General features: G+C 63.7%; 20 protein-coding genes and 2 pseudogenes. 11 read left to right on the top strand and 11 right to left on the bottom strand.

What is annotated here, in order from left to right:
• Window positions 1-95 precede the first annotated feature (95 nt).
• Window positions 96-227, bottom strand: coding sequence for a hypothetical protein (locus OC159_RS02040; RefSeq protein WP_265499491.1), 132 nt, complete (start codon window positions 225-227; stop codon window positions 96-98).
• 137 nt (window positions 228-364) lie between these two features.
• On the opposite strand from OC159_RS02040, the gene tnpB reads away from it, so the two are divergent.
• From tnpB to OC159_RS02015, 6 genes and pseudogenes are all read left to right on the top strand, one after another.
• On the top strand, window positions 365-1,474 hold the full coding sequence (tnpB, locus tag OC159_RS02035; protein WP_265499490.1) for an IS66 family insertion sequence element accessory protein TnpB: 1,110 nt from the start codon (window positions 365-367) through the stop codon (window positions 1,472-1,474).
• 102 nt (window positions 1,475-1,576) lie between these two features.
• Window positions 1,577-2,306, top strand: a pseudogene (locus tag OC159_RS20060) (IS66 family transposase); the annotation flags it as partial.
• Window positions 2,307-2,487: 181 nt separating this feature from the next.
• Window positions 2,488-3,035: pseudogene (locus OC159_RS20055) on the top strand (IS66 family transposase).
• Between the two features lie 369 nt (window positions 3,036-3,404).
• Window positions 3,405-5,003 (top strand): glycosyltransferase family 4 protein, encoded by a 1,599-nt coding sequence (locus tag OC159_RS02025; RefSeq protein WP_265499489.1) that lies wholly within the window; start codon window positions 3,405-3,407, stop codon window positions 5,001-5,003.
• 242 nt (window positions 5,004-5,245) lie between these two features.
• On the top strand, window positions 5,246-5,677 hold the full coding sequence (locus OC159_RS02020; RefSeq protein ID WP_265499488.1) for a DUF883 family protein: 432 nt from the start codon (window positions 5,246-5,248) through the stop codon (window positions 5,675-5,677).
• 10 nt (window positions 5,678-5,687) lie between these two features.
• Entirely contained in the window at window positions 5,688-6,326 is a 639-nt protein-coding gene (locus OC159_RS02015; protein WP_265499487.1) for a phage holin family protein, read from the top strand.
• Here OC159_RS02015 and OC159_RS02010 read toward each other — a convergent pair.
• The 4 genes from OC159_RS02010 to OC159_RS01995 all read right to left on the bottom strand — a co-directional run bounded on the left by OC159_RS02010 (window position 6,262) and on the right by OC159_RS01995 (window position 7,723).
• Entirely contained in the window at window positions 6,262-6,732 is a 471-nt protein-coding gene (locus tag OC159_RS02010) for a hypothetical protein (protein ID WP_265499486.1), read from the bottom strand. The genes OC159_RS02015 and OC159_RS02010 overlap by 65 nt on opposite strands.
• A gap of 59 nt (window positions 6,733-6,791) precedes the next feature.
• On the bottom strand, window positions 6,792-7,154 hold the full coding sequence (gene grxD, locus OC159_RS02005; protein ID WP_265499485.1) for a Grx4 family monothiol glutaredoxin: 363 nt from the start codon (window positions 7,152-7,154) through the stop codon (window positions 6,792-6,794).
• A 59-nt stretch (window positions 7,155-7,213) separates the two neighbouring features.
• Entirely contained in the window at window positions 7,214-7,456 is a 243-nt protein-coding gene (locus OC159_RS02000; protein WP_265499484.1) for a BolA family transcriptional regulator, read from the bottom strand.
• Between the two features lie 99 nt (window positions 7,457-7,555).
• A complete protein-coding gene (locus tag OC159_RS01995; protein WP_265499483.1) occupies window positions 7,556-7,723 on the bottom strand; it encodes a hypothetical protein in 168 nt (55 codons plus the stop codon).
• Between the two features lie 425 nt (window positions 7,724-8,148).
• Between OC159_RS01995 and OC159_RS01990 the strand changes: the two genes are divergently transcribed.
• From OC159_RS01990 to OC159_RS01980, 3 genes are read left to right on the top strand one after another with little or no spacing between them, the layout of a single operon-like run.
• Window positions 8,149-8,703, top strand: a complete 555-nt coding sequence (locus OC159_RS01990; protein ID WP_265499482.1) for a thioredoxin family protein — start codon at window positions 8,149-8,151, stop codon at window positions 8,701-8,703.
• A complete protein-coding gene (gene gph / locus OC159_RS01985; protein ID WP_265499481.1) occupies window positions 8,700-9,389 on the top strand; it encodes a phosphoglycolate phosphatase in 690 nt (229 codons plus the stop codon). Before OC159_RS01990 ends, gph begins: the two co-directional genes overlap by 4 nt.
• Window positions 9,390-9,444: 55 nt before the next feature.
• Window positions 9,445-9,873, top strand: coding sequence for a TIGR01244 family sulfur transferase (locus OC159_RS01980; RefSeq protein ID WP_265499480.1), 429 nt, complete (start codon window positions 9,445-9,447; stop codon window positions 9,871-9,873).
• 6 nt (window positions 9,874-9,879) lie between these two features.
• Here OC159_RS01980 and OC159_RS01975 read toward each other — a convergent pair whose 3' ends face one another.
• From OC159_RS01975 to OC159_RS01950, 6 genes are all read right to left on the bottom strand, one after another.
• A complete protein-coding gene (locus OC159_RS01975; RefSeq protein WP_265499479.1) occupies window positions 9,880-10,224 on the bottom strand; it encodes an arsenate reductase family protein in 345 nt (114 codons plus the stop codon).
• Between the two features lie 9 nt (window positions 10,225-10,233).
• Window positions 10,234-10,386 (bottom strand): hypothetical protein, encoded by a 153-nt coding sequence (locus tag OC159_RS01970; RefSeq protein ID WP_265499478.1) that lies wholly within the window; start codon window positions 10,384-10,386, stop codon window positions 10,234-10,236.
• Complete coding sequence (locus OC159_RS01965) at window positions 10,367-11,665, bottom strand: DUF3422 family protein (protein ID WP_265499477.1); 1,299 nt, start codon at window positions 11,663-11,665, stop codon at window positions 10,367-10,369. Before OC159_RS01965 ends, OC159_RS01970 begins: the two co-directional genes overlap by 20 nt.
• Window positions 11,666-11,843: 178 nt before the next feature.
• On the bottom strand, window positions 11,844-13,286 hold the full coding sequence (locus OC159_RS01960) for an NAD(P)(+) transhydrogenase (Re/Si-specific) subunit beta (RefSeq protein ID WP_265499476.1): 1,443 nt from the start codon (window positions 13,284-13,286) through the stop codon (window positions 11,844-11,846).
• A 10-nt stretch (window positions 13,287-13,296) separates the two neighbouring features.
• Window positions 13,297-14,871 carry a Re/Si-specific NAD(P)(+) transhydrogenase subunit alpha gene (locus OC159_RS01955; RefSeq protein WP_265499475.1) on the bottom strand — a complete coding sequence of 525 codons (1,575 nt, stop codon included), beginning with the start codon at window positions 14,869-14,871 and terminating at the stop codon, window positions 13,297-13,299.
• 196 nt (window positions 14,872-15,067) lie between these two features.
• Window positions 15,068-15,706, bottom strand: a complete 639-nt coding sequence (locus tag OC159_RS01950) for a hypothetical protein (protein WP_265499474.1) — start codon at window positions 15,704-15,706, stop codon at window positions 15,068-15,070.
• Window positions 15,707-15,887: 181 nt separating this feature from the next.
• Here OC159_RS01950 and pepN point away from each other — a divergent pair, with 181 nt between their 5' ends.
• A complete protein-coding gene (gene pepN / locus OC159_RS01945) occupies window positions 15,888-18,461 on the top strand; it encodes an aminopeptidase N (protein ID WP_265499473.1) in 2,574 nt (857 codons plus the stop codon).
• A 12-nt stretch (window positions 18,462-18,473) separates the two neighbouring features.
• Complete coding sequence (locus tag OC159_RS01940) at window positions 18,474-19,385, top strand: 1-acyl-sn-glycerol-3-phosphate acyltransferase (protein WP_265499472.1); 912 nt, start codon at window positions 18,474-18,476, stop codon at window positions 19,383-19,385.
• Window positions 19,386-19,451: the final 66 nt, after the last annotated feature.

The following is a 19,451-nucleotide window of genomic DNA, read 5'->3' as shown; positions in this document are numbered from 1 at the left end:
ACGGCCTTCTCCCGCTCAGCCTGCGACTTTGTTCGCGGCTTGTATCCATACTGCACAAGATGATCGCGTCGTGCAGCTTGCCATGCCTTCTGCGGTCAACTCATCATTCGCCAGCTTGACGGGCAAGCGTCGTTGATGACCTTCTTGCGCTCAGGCAGGGGCGTATCATCCGGCAGACGACGGGTTGCGTTGGCGACGATCTCGGTGGCTTCCTGTCTCCACATCATGGCTGAGTCTCCTTCGGCACTGCGCACCCTGCGCAGCACGGCGCCCCTCGCGGCGGGCGACAAGCGGGTGGGGCTGACAGCAGCAGGGGCACGTCATGGTCTCTCGGCGCTCTGATGACACCGGGAACATCGAGGCCATGGACGCGGACGATCCGATGCCGCCGTCCTACTACAACCACAACCTCTACATCCAATGGGACTTCTCGGAGGTCGACCTGATCGAGGTCTTCACCTCCTTCGCGGCCTCGCAGGGCATGCAGAACCGGGCGGGCGGCCATGTCGCCCGGAACGTCTGTGTCTCGAACGGGCTGGCCTTCAACAACATGGCGGGCTGGCGGGAAGGCGAGGAACGGCCCGGCCTGTTCGGCAACTTCCTTCTGAACGTCGTGACGCAGGCCGGCTATCCCCTGTCGAAGAGCTTCCAGGGCGCGATCAGCCGCGGCGTCGATTCAGCCGGCTACAACGACAGCTGGCTGGGCAACCTGTTCGTCAACCACATCGACCCGAACAACCCCGCCGAGCTGGAGCGGTACGGAGAAGGCGCCGATCACGCCCTGAAGGTCAACCAGGAGCATCCGCCGGTCTACAACGACAGCAAGATCATCTGGGGCAAGGAGCGTGTGAACGTGACGCCCGAGGACCTGGAGATTGCCAGGCGCACGACGATCCAGATCTTCGCCGAGAAGACCATGGGCCGGAAGGTGACCGTCCGCGAGTTCTGCGATTGGCTGTCGACCCGGCCGGCCAAGCAGCGGGTGAAGATCGTCACGCAGTGCTGGGGCTTCTTCCAGGAAGCCTTCGGCAACGTCGGCCCGGAGCGGACGGCGAACACGAGCCTGACCTTCGCGCCGGACGTGCGCAGCGACGGCTTCCGGTGGGACAACGAGGCCAACTGGTCGACGGGCGACCTGCCGATGGACGGCGACAGTGTCCATGCCGCCGGCCTCTACACGACCTTCCAGATGCGGATCATGGTTGCGACCAAACCCATCGACTTGCGCAAGGGTCATGATGGTCTGGCTGCCCTGGTGTCATCGGTGCTGCGCAAGGATCCGTTCACGGGCTCCGTGTTTGTGTTCCGCTCGCGCCGGGCGGACAGGCTGAAGCTGCTCTATTGGGACGGCACTGGCTTGGTGACGGCCTGCAAGCGGCTGGAGGATGCGCGCTTTGCCTGGCCCGCAATCAAGGACGGGGTGATGGCGCTGAACCATGCCCAGTTCAAGGCGCTGCTTGCCGGGCTGGACTAGCGCCGCGTGAAGGCGCTGGAGGCCCGCCCACCGGCTGCGGCAGAATGAATCAACCAATTGGTTTTTATTGTTTTTGCTGGAGTTTTGTGATAGATTCGGCCTATGCGGAGTGCCCCCGCCAACGACCTTTCCACCATCCCTGCCGCGCAGCGTGCAGCGGTGCAGGCGTTGATGGAAGCGGTGGCGGCACTGACCGACGTCACCCGTCGGCAAGAGCATCTGATCGTCGAGCTGAACCAAGCCCTGCATGGCAAACGGTCGGAAAAGCTGACCGAGGATGAGTGGCAACTTGCCTTCGAGGACCTGTCCATCGTCTTGGTCGAGGTCGAGGTCGAGGTCGAGGCGGAAAAGGAAAAGCGCGCGGCCAAAGCAGGTGACGGGGCAACCAAACCCGTCCCCAAGCGCACCATCGGCAACCTTCCCGCCACGCTTCCTCGAATTGAGGAGGTGATCAAGCTCGATAGCCTGAGCTGCCCTTGCGGCTGCGGTGTCGCCATTGTCGCTGGGAAAAATGGCGCAACAATCGCGACTGCACAAGATCGGCGCAGACCGCGCGGAGCGGCTGGACATCGTCGCGGCACAGCTGCGTGTCATTGTCACCGTGCGCCCCAAATATGCCCGCCGGTCCTGCACCGACGGCGTGACCCAGGCCCCGTCGCCTTCCCACCTGATCATGGGTGGCTTGCCGACGGAGGCAACCCTCGCCCATGTGCTGGTGAGCAAATATGCGGACCATCTGCCATCATATCGCCAAAGCCAGATCCTGGCGCGGGCCGTCCTTGAGCTGCATCGTGCCATGCTTGCCGATTGGGTCGGCAAGACCGCTTTCCATTTGAAGCCCGTGGTGGACAGGCTGGCCGAACATCTGAAGCGGCCCGACAAGTTGTTCATGGAGTTCGCAGAGGAGCGTGGCCCCAGTGGGGCCGCGTAAGCCCTGGAGAACGCCACTGCCCCGGTGCTGGATCCGGGGCGCGGCACGACCAAGACCGGATATCTCTGAGCGCTGGCCCGCGATGACCGGCCCTGGGGCGGCAAAGATCCACCCGATGTGGTCTACTTCTACGTCCCCGGACGGGCGGGGGGAGAATGCCGAGACCTTCCTCACCGGCTTCGATGGCATCCTGCAGATCGACGGCTGCACCGGATACAATCGGCTGACCAAACCCTCGCGCAAGGGCGGCGCGCCCATCCGGGTGGCGCATTGCTGGGCGCATGCGCGCGCAAGCTCAAGGAAGTCTTCGACCGCGACGGATCGCCCGGCCAGCGCCTCTCGGCCCGTCAGGCGCGCACCGCGCCACTGGTGGCCGCCTTCGGCGGCTGGCTGCAGGCGCAACGTCGCAAGATCTTGGCCAAATCCCGGCTGGGCGGAAAGCTCACCTATATCCATAACCACTGGGACGGGCTGCAAACCTTCCTGCTCGACGGCCGCGTGGAGATCGACTCAAACAGGGTCGAAAACCTGATCCGCCCCATCGCCCTCAATCGCAAGAATACACTCTTCGCCGGTCACGACGAAGGCGGCATCGCTTGGGGCCGCATCGTATCGCTAATCGAGACCTGAAAAATCAACGATACAGAGTCCTTCGCCTACCCCAAAGCGACGCTCGCCGCCACTACGAATGGCTACCCGCAGGGCCACCTCGACGACCTGCTGCCCTCGAACTTCAAGCCGTCAAGCTGAGCTGAGCGTGCTGTCCTGCGACCGCTCACGACAGGCTTTGCGGACCATCGGCTACCAAACGGAAATTGATCTCGGCTCGATACCTGTTCTGGCAGCCGATCGGATAGGCGCAAGGGTCAGGCCATTCGCGCCGAGTGCCGTCACACTGGTACATTTGGTGACTAGACCACGGGGACGTCCTTTTCTAGAACGGCATCTGCTGCAACCTCCGCTTGTGATTTTAAACGCTGGAAAGAAATCGAGCTACCCGTGAACATCCGAAATATCGAGGACATGACTTCCGCCGAGGCCTGCGACGCATTGGTGACCGCTGCTATCACGCTTGGCCAAGTGGGTCGTGAAGCGTCCAAGCTCGAGATGCTCAAGCAGTCGTTCAAGTACGGATCGTCCACAGCAGTCGTGAAGCTTGCAGTTCGCTCGGCTATCCGCCTGAAGCGACACGACGATGCGAGGTCCTTCATCCGACGAATCGAGCCGATGATTTCTGATGGTCCGAAAGATCAAGCGTGGCTCGAAGAGGCTAAGCGGCTCTTCAAGGGGATGGGGATCGATAATGGATCCATCAAGAAGCAAATAACCCGCCGCAATCCGCCTCGATATGAGCCTGTGGAAAATCGGATCTGTTACCTCCTGCACAATTCTTTGCCATACTCATCTGGCGGCTATGCCACGAGGGCACATGGCCTAGCGCAGGGGCTGCAGCGTGAGGGTTATGACGTCATCTGCATGACGCGCCCCGGCTTTCCATGCGATCTGATCGAAATCGATCCCGCCGATGTCGAAGAGTCAGATTACATCGACGGTGTATGGTATCGTAGGACTTTGACACCTGCTCGCAACACGCACAAAGGCCATGACTACCTAATCAAGTCGGCCGATGCCCTCGAGCAGCAGTTCCTGAAGCTGAAGCCCGCCCTGGTGATAGCAGCGTCGAACCACCTCACTTCACTTCCTGCCCAGATTGCCGCTAGAAGAGTAGGGGTTCCTTTCATCTATGAGGTGCGTGGCTTCTGGGAAGTAACCAGATGGTCGCGTGAGCCCGAATTCGTTGATACTCCGGCCTATGCAGATCTCGCGGGCCTCGAGGCCATGTCTGCGATGTACGCAGATCACGTCTTCACCCTGACTGGCGCAATGGCTGAGGAATTGCAGAAGAGGGGCGTTCCCGCCAAACAAATATCGCTCCTTCCGAACTCCTGCGACCCTAGTCGGTTCACCCCGAGAGGACGCGATGTAGAGCTGGCTGCCAAGCTTGGCATTCCGCCCGGCACGCCGGTCATCGGCTACATCGGCTCCTTCGTTCAGTATGAGGGCCTCGATGACCTTGCGGAAGCATGCGCGATCCTGGTGAACCGCGGCATTGATTTCAGACTGATGTTGATCGGGAATGAAAATGTCTCCGGGAACGACAAAGGACCCATCACGACGGCGATCGAGAACTTTGCCGCCGAAGGCGGATTGGCCGAAAAGCTGATCATGCCCGGGCGCATTCCTCACGAAGAGGTGGAGGCGCATTATTCGCTTATCGACATCGCGCCGTTCCCCCGAAAGCCGCAGCCGGTGACCGAGATGGTTTCACCAATGAAGCCGCTCGAGGCCTTCGCCATGGAAAAGGCAGTTATTTCGTCGTCTGTTCAGGCGCTTGCTGAAATGGTTCAGCACGAGGAAACCGGTTTGGTTTTCAAGAAAGGCTGCGTGAAGTCGTTGGCCGATTCCCTCGAACGGCTGATTAATGACGCTGTGCTGCGCGCTGCGTTCGGGAAAGCCGGCCGTGAATGGGTTGAGAATGAGCGGACTTGGAGGCAGACGGCATTGCGAGCAAAGGCGAAGATCGCCGAGCTTGTTTAAGCACCGTCTCCGTTCGTGATCCGACACACGAAACTCTGCACGCTGTCCGCCTTTGTCAGAGGGCTGACCGAGGTTGATCTACTAGCATTCCAGCAATGAGTGCCGGTTGGAAGTCCCCGCTTGTTACCACGCTCTCTTCAACAAATCCGTCGGTTGTGCCGGCATTGTGCATCCTGTCGCGGAACGAAATTGTAAGCTTCTTGTTGTTCTTTCGACATAAGACACCACGGGAAGGAACCGAAATGGCACATAATCCGACCACTGACGAACTGAAGCGCAACGCGAACGCTGCGGCGAATGACGCGATGCGCGACCTCAGGAACGGCGCAAGCAGGATCGAAGACGAGGCGCGCTACGCGACCGGTAAGCTTTCGCAGGATACGGGCTCAGACGGCCTTTCCGGTCGCGGCGCCGCTTTGGCTAGCGAGGCATTGGAGGCGGGTCGTGATTATGCCAACCGTGCACGCGAAGTAGGCCAGGACTACGCAGAACGTGCCCGCCATCAAGCGGCTCACCTCTATGATAGCGGACAGCAGACGGCGCAAGACGTCGCCCATTTTGCCGAGGACCGCTATGACGAGCTGTCAGGCATGGTTCGCCGCCACCCGGCCCAAGCACTCGGCATCGCGGCCGGCGTCGGCTTCCTGATCGGCCTGATGCTGTCGCGCCGCTGAGGAGCCGGCGATGTTCGATTTCGCCAGACGATTGCAACTGGCGGCGGGCGACACAGTCCGCCGCGCCGCGCTGAAGGCGGCGGCTGGCATTGTCGGAATGATTGGAGCAGGCTTCCTGCTGGCGGCGCTGTGGTCGTTTCTGGCAGAAACGCTTGGCTGGGGGGCAGGGCTTGCGTCGCTCGCGATGGGTGCGGGCTTTGCGCTGATTGCCGCGATCCTGTTCACGATGTCGTCGCGTCGGAATCACGAAATGCCGACGACCGAAGACCTGAAAAGAGAGGTCCAAGCGCGCGCGACGCTGGCGACGGATGCGACGGTCGAGCGGGCGCGAGCCGAGGCGTCTCGGCTTGTCGACATGGCCGAGAACCGTGCACATGCACTGATGGATGAAGCAAGTTATCGTGCCGCAAAGCTGGCGGATGATGCAGAGCGAAGGGTATTCGGATCTCTGCCTTCGGTCGGCATCCGCGCCGGAGGGCCTGCGTTACCGACGCCAACCAGAGATCGTGCTGACTTGGGACCCGGGACTGCCCCTCGTGCAACGAGGACGACGACGAGGCTGATCTGGGCGTTTGCGGTCGGCGTCACGCTTGCTGCAAAGCTGCAGGAAAGGCGCGGGCGCACGAACCACCCGCCGGGTCGCGAATGATACCGGCGGGAGGATGAAGACCGTCCTCTGTCACGGCCTGATGCGATCTGATGAACGTCAGGCGTTGAACCAGGTCCCGGAGGTCATCCCAATTGAACGGCGCCGTCAGAACATGCCATCCTTTGGCGCAGATCGTGTCGACCGAATCGAAACCCATCCGCAGCACGACGGGCCAGCCTTGTGTCAACCAAGGATGCGCAACAGGGAGGTCACCAACCTCGGCAACCGAAGCATCTGTGATGAGGACGTTGATGCTGCTGAAAGCAAGGACTTCGGCAGGGCAGGGCGACGCTGTCGGGGAATGGAAGACAGAGCTTCCCGGCGCGGCATTGATCAGACCCTGACCCATGTCCCGCGCCACGAAGTGATCCCGCTCATGGATCACAAATGTGAAACTGTGTCCCATCCTCAAACTCTTCCACCATAAGGTGTAGAGATCAAGAGAATTGTCGTCTAAGACGACTATCAGGCGTTTGCTTCGCGGATCTTGTCGGCGGCCACTTTGTCAAAGGATACGCCCTTGTTATCCAGCAACTGGTCCAGTTCGCCCGACAGCGTCATCTCGGTGATGATGTCGCAACCGCCCACAAATTCGCCCTTCACATAAAGCTGCGGGATCGTCGGCCAATCCGAAAAGTCCTTGATTCCCTGCCGAACATCGCTGTCTGCCAAAACGTTCACGTCGAGGAACGGAACGCCCATGTAGTTCAAGACCCCGGCGACGCGGCTCGAGAAGCCGCACTGCGGCATTTCCTTCGTCCCCTTCATGAACAGAACGACGTCGTTGCTGTCGATCAAATCCTGAATCCGGGTTTTCACTTCGCTCATCTGGGCGGTCCTTTTGGTCGAAAGCCCCCCTATGGCGGGCCGGGATTAGCATCAAAGGATCAGTCGGGCGCCTTGGTTGTCAGCGCAAGTGCATGCAGGTCACCCGACGGGCCATCCATCCGCCCCCTGAGCGCGGCATAAACTGCACGCTGCTGCTGCACACGGTTCAGTCCGCGAAAGCTCTCGTCCACGACCTCGGCGGCATAGTGGTTTCCGTCGCCCGCAAGATCCGTGATCGTGATCTTTGCTTGCGGAAACGAAGCCCGGATCAGGGCTTCGATGTCATGAGCTTCCATCGCCATTCAGTGATCCCTCTGTCTTTCGGATCAGATGTAGGGGATGGCTGGCACGGCCGCAAGGCTCACGGAAAGCCAAGGTCGCCGTCCGCCTGGTCAGCGACGTCAGGGCGCAGAGGTCGTCGCTCCGATCGTGCCACCGACGGCGGCGCCGACAGGTCCGCCGACGACCGCGCCAGCGACACCGCCGGTCGCCGCACGTTCGGCGGTTGTGTCGCCACAGGCCGACAGCAGCAGGATGACGCTACAAAGTCCGATTGCAGGGATACGCATGTCCAACTCCTTTGCCAAGTCCGTCGGTCAACACGACGGATCATCTACAGACGCTCGGCGCATGACCGAAGTTCCTGACAAACCTCAAGGTAATGGTAGCAATGCTTGCTGATGCGGATGAGAGACTGCAAGATCAGAGGCAGCTTTTCCGCCCGAGTTCCGCGAGGTCAAGCTGAAGTGCGACAAAAGCGCCGTTGCGGCGCTCGTGAACGGTGAGATGTGCCAAGGCGGCTCCTCGATCTGCAAAAGCCAGCAAATCATGGTTTGTCGCTTCTCAGAATAGAACCAACCTTCCGCAAAGCGTTGGCGTGATAATCTACATTATGTAACAGACTGACACGTTCAGCCTCTATCAGCTCTGACATTGGGGTTGTCCTTCTCCGTGTCAATGTCCATTCTCGAAGCCTCTGACCGAAGAGGACGATATGGCTGTTTCGCCACCCGTTTGCGATTTCAACGCGCATTGGCATGACTTCGAGCTTCCTGGTGCGGACCGTAAGACATACAGGCTCTCGGACGTCTCGGGCCCTCGCGGAACGGTGGTGATGTTCATCTGCAACCACTGTCCGTATGTCCGGTCCGTTCTGGGCCGGATCGTCCGGGATGCGCACGATCTTCAGGCGCATGGCGTCGGCGTGGTCGCCATCTCGGCCAATGATGTTGTCGAGTATCCCGAGGACGACCCGGAGCACATGGCGAAGCTGGCGGCCGATCATGGCTTCGACTTTCCGTACCTTTACGATGAGAGCCAGGCCGTCGCGAAAGCTTATGGCGCCGAGTGCACGCCGGACTTCTTCGGCTACAATGCCCAAGGCAAGCTGCAGTACCGTGGCCGGCTGGATGCGTCGGGCCGCACCGCGGGACCAAGCGACGCCCGACGAGAGCTGTACGAGGCGATGCTTCAGGTTGCCGAAACCGGCCAGGGTCCGCGTGACCAGGTGCCGTCGATGGGATGCTCGATCAAGTGGAAGACGGCATGAGCGGCAAGCGTCCCTGCGCGATCATCTTCGACCTCGACGGTACCCTGATCGACAGTGCCCCGGACATCCATGCCTGCGTAAACACGGTGCTTCGCAGCCATGGGATCGCGCCGCTCAGCCTTCAGCGGGTGCGCAGCTTCATCGGTGGCGGGGTCGAGCTTCTCTGGACCCGGATCATCGCGGCGACGGGGATCGACCCGGTGCACCGTCCAACCCTGATCGCAGCCTTCATGGCCCGGTACCATGATGCCACGGCGCTGACGCGGGTGTTCCCGGGAGTCATCGAGGTTCTGGGACAGCTTGCGGATAGCGGTCATCCGCTTGGCATCTGCACCAACAAGCCGATGGGTCCGACACGCGTGATCCTCGATCATTTCGGGATCGGCCACATGATGTCCGTGGTCATCGGTGGCGACACGCTGCCCGAGAAGAAGCCGCACCCTGCCCCTCTGATCGCCGCCTTCGACCAGCTCGGCGGACGCGGCATCTTCGTCGGGGACAGCGAGTTCGATGCCCATTGCGCGGCGGCCGTTCCGGTCCCCTTCCTGATCTATTCCGGCGGCTACCGTATGACGCCGATCCCGGAATTGCCGCACCATGCCGCATTTGCCGACTTTACGCAGCTGTTCGGCCTGATCGCGGACCATTCGGCCGTTGCGCCCTGCCCCTCTTCGTCTGGCGCTTGACAAGGGCCGGCGAAAACCTGCAGTTCAGGCCGTCACCTGATGAAAGGGCCCTGCCATGGATCTGCGTCAACTCAGCCCATACCTCGCCGTCTCTCCGCAGATCCTGCCAGAGGACGTGCCGGCGCTGGCCGATGCGGGCTTCAAGGTCCTCGTCAACAACCGCCCTGACGACGAGGTGACGCCCGAGATCGACCACGACGCCATGGCGCGGGCCGCCTCGGACGCGGGAATGAGCTACCATTACCTGCCGTTCCATCCCGGCCAGATCACGTCCCAGCTGATCGCCGATTTCGCAACGGCGACAGCGGGACAAGGTCCGGTCATCGCCTATTGCCGATCGGGGAACCGCAGCACCGTGCTGTGGGCGCTGAACCAGGCCGGCAAGATGCCCGAGGACGAGATCCTGCAGAACGCCGAAAAGGCCGGCTACGATCTCAGCGGCGTTCGCCCCTTGATCTCCTCCCTTGCCGGCCGCAAGGGCTGATCCGCTTCAGGCGGGCACGCCAAGCGCCCGCTTCACGTTCGCCGTCCACCCAAGCAGCGCCTGACCGTCCGCGCGGATCGTGGGACGCTTCATGACGCTCGGCTTAGCGCCCAGCATCGACACCGGATCGGCGGCACGCTCGTCTTCGGACATCCCCCGCCAGGTCAGACTGGCCCGATTGACGATCTTGTCGCCGAAGTCGGTGACAAGTGCAGCGCGCTCTTCCTCGGTCAGGGGGTTCTTCTGGACGTCGCGGAAGTCGACCTTCCACCCCTGCTCCTGAAGGGCCTCCTGCGCCTTCTGGCAGGTCGAGCAATGGCCGAGACCCAGCATCGTCAGTGTTTTCGTCATCCTGTCCCCTCAGATCAGCGGAACAAACGGGACGCCGCAGGCGGACAGGGTCAGCAGCGTCAGAAGGGCGAATGTCAGGCGCATGAACGGCTCCTTGAAATCAGATGCACGATCTATCGCCGCAGCGACGCGCCCCGACAAGTCACAAATGATCGCCGCCATGCAGCCTTTGGCGCACCTTGCGCATGCTCCACCAGACCGAGAGGATGACGACCGGCGTCAGGACCGCCACCAGAATGGTCTTGTCGATCCCGGCAAGGCCTGCAATCGGCGCAGCCGCATAGGTCAGCAGGCCCACGGCGTAATAGCTGATGGCGACAACCGACAGGCCCTCGACCGTGTGCTGCAGGCGCAACTGCAGGTCTGCGCGGTGGTCCATCCGCTCCATGATTTCGTGGTTCTGAGCACTTCGTTCGACGTCGACGCGGGTGCGCAGCAGTTCGGCCGCGCGTGCCGCACGTTCCAGCATCGTCGCCAGCCGCTGTTCGGCCGACTTGACCGTCCGCATGGCGGGCTTGTAGCGGCGGCGCATGAATTCGGTCAGCATCTGCCGGTCCAGAAACCGCGTCTCGCGCAGCGCGGCGATCCGGTCATGGACGATTGCCTCATAAGCCGAGGTTGCCCCGAAGCGGAAGGAATGCTGCGTAGCCTGCGCCTCGAGTTCGGTCGAGACGGACAGAAGGTCCTGCAGCATCTGTTCTGCCGGGCGCGCGTCGTCGGTCATCGACGCCAGGATCGCGCTCAGCCTCGGCTCCAGCTCGTTCAGGCGACGGCTGAGGCTGCGTGCGCGGCCAAGGCCAAGCATTGACATGGCCCGATAGGTCTCCAGCTCCACCAAGCGATGGATCAGCCGCCCGATCCGGCCCTCCGACGTGCCGGGCCGCACGAAAACGGCAAAGCGCATCCAACCGTCGGCGTCGATCCGGAAGTCGCCCGCGACCATCGCGGCCTCGTCCAGGACCCAGATCGCCGCCAGGCTGTCGCGCGCGAACCAGCCCGCCGTCTGCTTCAGCGCCTCGGCCGGATCGTCGGGCAGGATGTCCACCTGCACCATGACTGCGGCCACCCGCCGACCCGGCGCCCCTTCTTGCCACGCGGCCGGAAAGATGGCTGCGGCCGAGGGGTCGAACGGACGGATCGGCAGGCCCGGCGTCGTCGCCATGTAGCTTACGAACTCGGTATGGCTTTCCCATTTCAGGTCGTGGCGACCTAGCTTGCCCTGGTAGTGGCTGTCCTCGGGATCAGGGCGCGGACCGCCGTGGCGGTTCACCAACTCGGCCAAGTGCGCCGCATCGACGCTGCGGTCGCGGTTGGCAGCGTCCAGCGGTTCCTTGAAGGCGACGAAGACGGCCGTCGTCGGGGCCGGCAGACGGGGCGACGGACGCGCGTGGAGCTCGTTCGCCAGCGAATATCGCAAGGGATGTTCAGACGCGGGATCCATTGGATTTCCTCGGTGGGCGGCGCTTGGGCAAGTGTGCTGGACCGTGCCACCGGCACAAGACCAGAATGAGGTTCAGGACCCTGACAGTGGCCGGCGTGTCGCCCGCGCACCAGGACACCTTCAAATGAAGACGCCCGCCGATCATGGGATCGGCGGGCGTCATGATCGTCGCCGGATGTCAGTCGACCATGGGCAGCAGCTTGTTGATGCTGTCCTTGGCGTCGCCATAGAACATGCGGGTGTTCTCCTTGAAGAACAGCGGGTTCTCGATGCCGGAATAGCCGGTGCCCTGCCCGCGCTTCGACACAAAGACCTGCTTGGCCTTCCAGACCTCCAGCACCGGCATGCCGGCGATGGGGCTGTTCGGATCGTCCTGGGCTGCGGGGTTCACGATGTCATTGCTGCCGATGATGATGACGACATCGGTCGACGGGAAGTCGTCGTTGATCTCGTCCATCTCCAGCACGATGTCATAGGGCACCTTCGCCTCGGCCAAGAGCACGTTCATGTGGCCCGGCAGACGACCCGCGACCGGATGGATCGCAAAGCGCACCGTCTTGCCCGCCGCACGCAGCTTGCGCGTCAGCTCGCTGACGGCACCCTGCGCCTGCGCGACGGCCATGCCGTAGCCCGGGACGATCACCACGCTGTCGGCCTCGTTCAGGGCCGCAGCCACGCCGTCGGCGTCGATGGCGACCTGCTCGCCCTCGATTTCGGCCGCCGGGCCCGTCTCGCCGCCGAAGCCGCCCAGGATCACGCTGACAAAGTTGCGGTTCATCGCCTTGCACATGATGTAGGACAGGATCGCACCCGAGGAACCGACCAGCGCGCCGGTCACGATCAGCAGGTCGTTGCCAAGCGTGAAGCCGATGGCTGCCGCCGCCCAACCGGAATAGCTGTTCAGCATCGACACCACGACCGGCATGTCGGCGCCGCCGATGCCCATGATCAGGTGATAGCCGATGAAGAAGGCCAGCAGCGTGATCAGGATCAGCCACAGCATCGCCGGGCCGGCGCCGGTGAAGTAGAGGATGCCCAGCAGCACGGACAGCGCCAGCGCGCCAGCGTTCAGCATGTGCCCGCCGGGCAGCTTCTTCGGCTTGCCGTCGACCTTGCCCGACAGCTTGCCGAAGGCGACGACCGAGCCGGTGAAGGTGACCGCGCCGATGAAGACACCCAGGAACACCTCGATCTTCAGCATGGCGATTTCGGCCGAGGTCTTCTCGGCCAGCAGAGCCGCGAAGCCATGGAAGATCTGGTCGATGCCGTCCATGCGGGCCCGCATCACGCGCGCCAGCTCGATCTGGGCGTTGAAGCCCACGAAGACCGCGGCAAGGCCCACAAGGCTGTGCATCGCGGCGACTAGCTGCGGCATTTCCGTCATCTGGACGCGCTTGGCGACGATCCAGCCGACGGTTCCGCCGATGGCAATCATGATCAGCGACACCAGCCAGTTGCCCGCGCCCGGCCCGAACAGCGTGGCCAGCACGGCCAGAGCCATGCCGACGATGCCGTACCAGATCGCGCGCTTGGCACTTTCCTGTCCCGACAGCCCGCCAAGCGACAGGATGAACAGGATCGATGCGACCACATAGGCCGCGGTGGTGAATCCGTATTCCATTCCTGCCCCCTTACGACTTCTGGAACATGGCGAGCATGCGCCGGGTGACCAGGAAGCCACCAAAGATGTTGACCGATGCCATCAGCACCGCCAGCGCCCCCAGGATCACGACCCAGGCAGAGCCGGACCCGATCTGCATCAGCGCCCCCAGGATGATGATCGAGCTGATCGCGTTGGTGATCGCCATCAGCGGCGTGTGCAGCGAATGCGCCACGTTCCAGATGATCCGGAAGCCGACGAAGCAGGCCAGGACGAAGACGATGAAGTGCGACATGAAGCTGGCCGGCGCCACAAGCCCGATCAGCAGAAGCAGCAGGCCGCCGCCCACCAGCAGGCCCACCTGGCTGCGGGTTTCCGCCTTGAAGGCGGCCGCCTCGGCGGCGCGGCGCTCCTCGGGGGTCGGCGCCTTCTTCTTCTCCTTCGGCTTCTGTGCCGCGATTGCCGCGACCTTCGGCGGCGGCGGCGGCCACGTCACGTCGTGATCATGCGCCACGGTCGCGCCGCGGATCACGTCGTCCTCCATGTTGTGGTCGATGACACCGTCTTTCTTGGGCGTCAGGTCGGTCATGAAGTGGCGGATGTTGTTGCCATAAAGTTCGGACGCCTGCGCGCCCATCCGCGACGGGAAGTCGGTATAGCCGATGACGACGACGCCGTTCTCGGTCACGATCCGCTCGTCCGGGACGGTCACGTCGCAGTTGCCGCCCTTTTCGGCGGCAAGGTCGATGATGACGCTGCCCTGCTTCATCGCGGCGACCATGTCGGCGGTCCACAGCTTCGGCGCATCGCGGCCCGGGATCAGCGCCGTGGTGATGACGATATCCATCTGCGGGGCCAGTTCGCGGAACTTGGCCAGCTGCTTTTCTCGGAACTCGGGGCTGGAGGGGGCCGCATAGCCACCCGTCGCCGCGCCGTCCTGCGCAGCCTCGTCGAATTCCAGGAAGACGAACTCGGCCCCCATCGACTCGATCTGCTCGGCCACTTCGGGGCGCACGTCGAAGGCATGGACCTGCGCGCCAAGCGACACCGAAGTGCCGATCGCCGCCAGGCCCGCGACCCCTGCCCCGACCACCAGGACCTTGGCCGGCGGGACCTTGCCCGCAGCGGTGACCTGGCCGGTGAAGAAGCGGCCGAAGTTGTTCGCGGCCTCTATCACGGCGCGATAGCCGGCGATGTTCGCCATGGACGACAGCGCGTCCATCTTCTGCGCACGACTGATGCGCGGAACCATGTCCATCGCGATGGCCGTGACGCCCTGCTCCTTGGCCAGGGCCAGCAGATCGGCGTTCTGTGCCGGATAGAAGAACGAGATGATCGTCTGTCCCTCGCGCATCTGCCGGATCTCAGCCTCGGTCGGCTGGCGGACCTTGGCCACCACGTCGACCGCACCGATCAGCTCGGCCGCCGTCTGGCAGACCGTGACACTGGCCTTGCGATAATCCTCATCGGAAAAGCCGGCCCGATTACCGGCGCCGCTTTCGACATAGACGTCGTGTCCCAGCTTGCCGAGGTGCCCGGCCGAGGATGGCGTGACCGCCACCCGGGCCTCGCCCCCGAAAGTCTCCTTCAATGCGCCAACCTTCATGGCTTAACTGTCCCCCGCCTTGTTGATGTCGCAGTCGCGAAAGTCATAGCATCGCGAAATATTCTTTCACAAGGCCATGTCCCCGAACATCCAGAGCAAAGTCTTATGGCAGCGCGGCGACATCTGTCGTCATCCGGCACAAAAAACGGCCCGGACACGATTGCGTCCGGGCCGCGTTGAGATGCTGTCGGGGCGATCAGTTCGCCGGGGCCGTGGCAGGCTCTTCCTCGACCGGAGCGGCGGGCTCTGTCGTCGCCTCGGGGGCCAGCGGCTCGACCTCGGGCTCGGCCGTATCGGCCGGGGCCAGCGGCTCGGGCAGCTCTTCTGTTTCCGTGGCGTCCGGCGTCACGGCCTCTTCGACGGCATTGGCCGCGTCATCGGCAGCGGTGGCCGCGGCATCGGCGGCATCGGACGCGGCGGCGCCGGCATCCTCGACCGCTTGGTCGACGGCGGCACCGGTGCTCTCGGCGGCGGATTCGGCAGCTGCCGCGGCATCGTCGGCGGCGGCTTCGGCCTCTTCGGCCGAGGCGTCAGCTTCGGCAGCGGCGTTGTCGGCGGCGGCCTCCGCCTCGTCGGCCACAGGCTCGGTCGCCACGACCGCGTCGACGTCTTCCGGCGTCTCCTCGGTGGTGGTCACGGTGGTGGTGTCGCCTTCGACGACCGCCGTGTCATCGGCCATGAAGCGCTGCAGAACGAAATAGGCCAGCGCCAGCGCCAGCAGGACCCCGATGATCAGCGGCAGGGCCGACGATTTGCGCTCGACCGGCTCGACATATGTCTCGCGGTGATCGGCTGCAGGTTTGGGACGGTTCGGGTCGTTGGGATCGTAGCTCATGCTGGCCTCCAAATAAGTCAGTCTTTTCACCGGGTCAGTAGGCGGATCAGTGGCCCGGCGCGGTTCCGCTGTCAATCGGCAGACTGGACGCCGCGGCTTGCGACCCTGCTCTGTGGCGATTAACACGGTGATCACACAAGGGTTCCGGCCCGCGTCGCAAAATTCAGGAAGGCCGCCAAGCATGTCGCAGACTGATCCGCAGCCCGTTCAGTATCTGGCCGACTATCGGCCCTGGCCCTTCGTGCTGTCCGAAACGCGGCTGGACGTGACGCTGGCGCCCCGCGACACCCGCGTGCGGGCCGAACTGCGGCTGACCTCGCAGAAGGCGGGGGCCGACCTGGTGCTGAACGGCGGCAAGGGGCTGCGGCTGATGTCCCTGACCATCGACGGCCAGCAGCCGGATCCGGCCCACGTGATCCGCGACGACGAGCGGTTGACGATCACCGCTGCCGCCCTTCCCCCCGGAACCTTCATCCTGGCGACCGAGGTCGGCATCGATCCGGCCGACAACACCGCATTCGAGGGGCTCTATCTTTCGAACGGGATCTTCTGCACCCAGTGCGAGGCCGAGGGCTTTCGCCACATCACCTTCTACCCCGACCGCCCGGACGTGATGACGACCTTTGCCGTCACCATCCGCAGCGGTCTGCCGGTGCTGCTGTCGAACGGCAACCCGGTGTCGCAGGGGCCGGGCGTGGCGGAATGGCACGATCCCTGGCCCAAGCCGTGCTACCTGTTCGCGCTGGTCGCAGGCGATCTGGTGGCTGTCAGCGACCGCTTCACCACGCGGTCGGGCCGCGACGTGGCGCTGAACGTCTGGGTCCGTCCCGGCGATCAGGACCGCGCCGGCTTTGCCATGCAGTCGCTGATCAAGTCGATGAAATGGGACGAGGACGTCTATGGCCGCGAATACGACCTCGATGTCTTCAACATCGTCGCCGTCGACGATTTCAACATGGGCGCCATGGAAAACAAAGGGTTGAACATCTTCAACTCGAAACTGGTGCTGGCTTCGCCCGAAACCGCCACGGATGCCGATTACGAGCGGATCGAGTCGGTCATCGCCCATGAATATTTCCACAACTGGACGGGCAACCGCATCACCTGCCGCGACTGGTTCCAGTTGTGCCTGAAAGAGGGCCTGACCGTCTTCCGCGACCAGCAGTTCACCAGCGACATGCGCAGCGCGGCTGTCAAGCGGATCGAGGACGTGCAGGCGCTCCGCGCCCGCCAGTTCCGCGAGGACCAGGGCCCGCTGGCCCACCCGCCGCGGCCCGACCACTATGAGGAGATCAACAACTTCTACACCGCCACGGTCTATGAAAAGGGTGCCGAGGTCATCGGCATGCTCCAGCGCCTGGTCGGCGGCGACGGCTATGCCAAGGCGCTGGACCTGTACTTCGACCGCCACGATGGTGAAGCGGCGACGATCGAGGACTGGCTGAAGGTGTTCGAGGATGCGACAGGCCGCGACCTGGCGCAGTTCAGCCGCTGGTACACCGATGCCGGCACGCCTATCGTCGAGATGGACGAGGACTGGCAGGACGGCAGCCTGACGCTGACCTTCCGGCAATCGACGCCGCCGACGCCGGGCCAGCCCGTCAAGCCGGCCCGCGTCATCCCGATCGCCGTGGGCCTTCTGAGCCCCAACGGCGACGAGGTTGCGAAAACGCGGGTGCTCGAACTGACGGAAGACGGGCAGAGCTTCACCTTCGATGGTCTATCCGTGCGACCCGTCGTGTCGGCACTGCGGGGCTTTTCGGCGCCGATCATCCTGCGTCGCAACATGGACGATGCCACGCGCGCCTTCCTTCTTGCGCATGACGCGGATCCGTTCGCCCGGTGGGAGGCCGGGCGCGAACTGGCGCTGTCCGCCCTGACGACGCTATCGACGGGTGGCGAGGCCGGGTCGGATTACGTCGCCGCCATTGGCGCCCTGATCGCCGAGGAGGGGACCGACCCCGCCTTCCGCGCCCTCAGCCTGAACCTGCCGGGCGAAGAAGAGATCGCGACGCGGCTTGCTTCTCTGGGCCACACGCCGGATCCCGACGCCATCCATGCGGCGCGCACCGACCTGGCCCGGCGCATCGCGCTGGCGCACGAGCCGCTGCTGGGACGCATTTACGACGAGATGGCAGTGACCGGCCCCTATTCGCCCGATGCCGCGTCGGCGGCGCGCCGCGCCCTGCGAATCGCGGCCCTGGGGCTGCTTGGCCGGATCGACGGCGGCGACCGGGCCGCGGTCCTCTTCGGCGCCGCCGGCAACATGACCGAGCGCATGGCGGCGCTTGGGATCCTGCTGCGACTGGGGCGCGGCGCCGAAGCCATCTCGGCGCTGCACGACGAGTTTGCTGACAACCGTCTGGTCATGGACAAGTGGTTCAGCATCCAGGCGATGGCCGCGCCGCCGCAGGACGCAGTTGCGATTGCACGCGAATTGTCCGCTCGACCCGATTTCGATTGGAAGAACCCGAACCGGTTCCGGTCGTTGCTGGGCGGGCTTGCGGCAAACCATGCCGGCTTCCACGCGGCCGACGGTTCTGGCTATGGCTTCACCGCCGACTGGCTGATCCGCATGGACGCGATCAACCCGCAGATCGCCGCGCGAATGTCCACCGCGTTCGAGACATGGCCACGGTATGACGCACAGCGGCGTGATCATGCGCTTGCGGCGCTGGAACGGATCGCCTCTGTCGAGGGTTTAAGTCGAAACACGCGGGAAATGGTCTCGCGTATGATCGCCGGCGGGCGCTGAGGGGGGAAAGCGATGGGCAAGACGGACGAAGCCCGCGCCGAGATGCGCGCGCGCCTGGACCCGCTGATCGAGGAACGGGCGCCCTGGCTGTTTTCGACTAAGCTGCATCACCAGATTGCGCGGCAGGCGATGATGCGCCTGCTGCAATACCCCCGGACCATCGACCTCGGGGCCCAGTTCCGCGGCCTGCCCACACCCGAGATCTTTCGCCGAATGAGCGAGATGATCGTCCACGACCTGCGCGTCGAGGGGCTGGAGCATCTGCCCGCCACGGGACCGGCGCTGATCGTCGCGAACCACCCCACGGGGATTGCCGACGGCATCTTCCTGAACGCGGTGGTGTCGCACCTGCGCGACGACCTGTTCATCTATGCCAATCACGACATGATCCGCGTCCTGCCGCAGATGGTCGAAGTGATCGCCCCCGTCGAGTGGCGAGTCGAGAAGCGTAGCCACGCGAAGACCCGTGCAACCATGGATTATACCCGCGACGCGCTTGGCGCGGGGCGGATCGGGTTGATCTTCCCGTCCGGGCGCTTGGCCAAGCGGCGCGGCCTGACGCTGCACGAGCGGCCTTGGATGGCCAGCGCGGCCATGATCGCGCGCAAGTTCGACGTGCCGATCATCCCTCTGCGGATCAGGGCGCGAAACTCGGCGCTGTTCTACCTGTTCGACCGCATCCACCCGACGCTGCGCGACGTGACGCTGTTCAACGAGGTGCTGAACAAGACCAGCCAACCTTATCGCGTGACCATCGGAGAGCCTATCGCGCCCTCGACCCTGCCTCGCAGTAGTGAGGATGCCATCGCCGTCCTGCGCGACCATGTGCTTTCCCTGCCGGAACCGGGCGCAAACGCGGCGCGGCTGAGCCGGGAGCGTGGCGTTGGCAGGCTGGTCGGGGCGCGTCGACCCGTCGGTGGCTGATCGCGTCCCGCGACGGCCGGGGGGCCGGCCCCCCGGACCCCCCTTGCCTGCCCAAGTCGTCTGAAG

The sequence above is a fragment of the Paracoccus beibuensis genome, assembly GCF_026162625.1.
GTDB lineage: Bacteria > Pseudomonadota > Alphaproteobacteria > Rhodobacterales > Rhodobacteraceae > Paracoccus > Paracoccus beibuensis.
The sequence above is the reverse complement of the archived record's forward strand: the minus strand, read 5'-3'. Positions and strand labels throughout refer to the sequence as shown.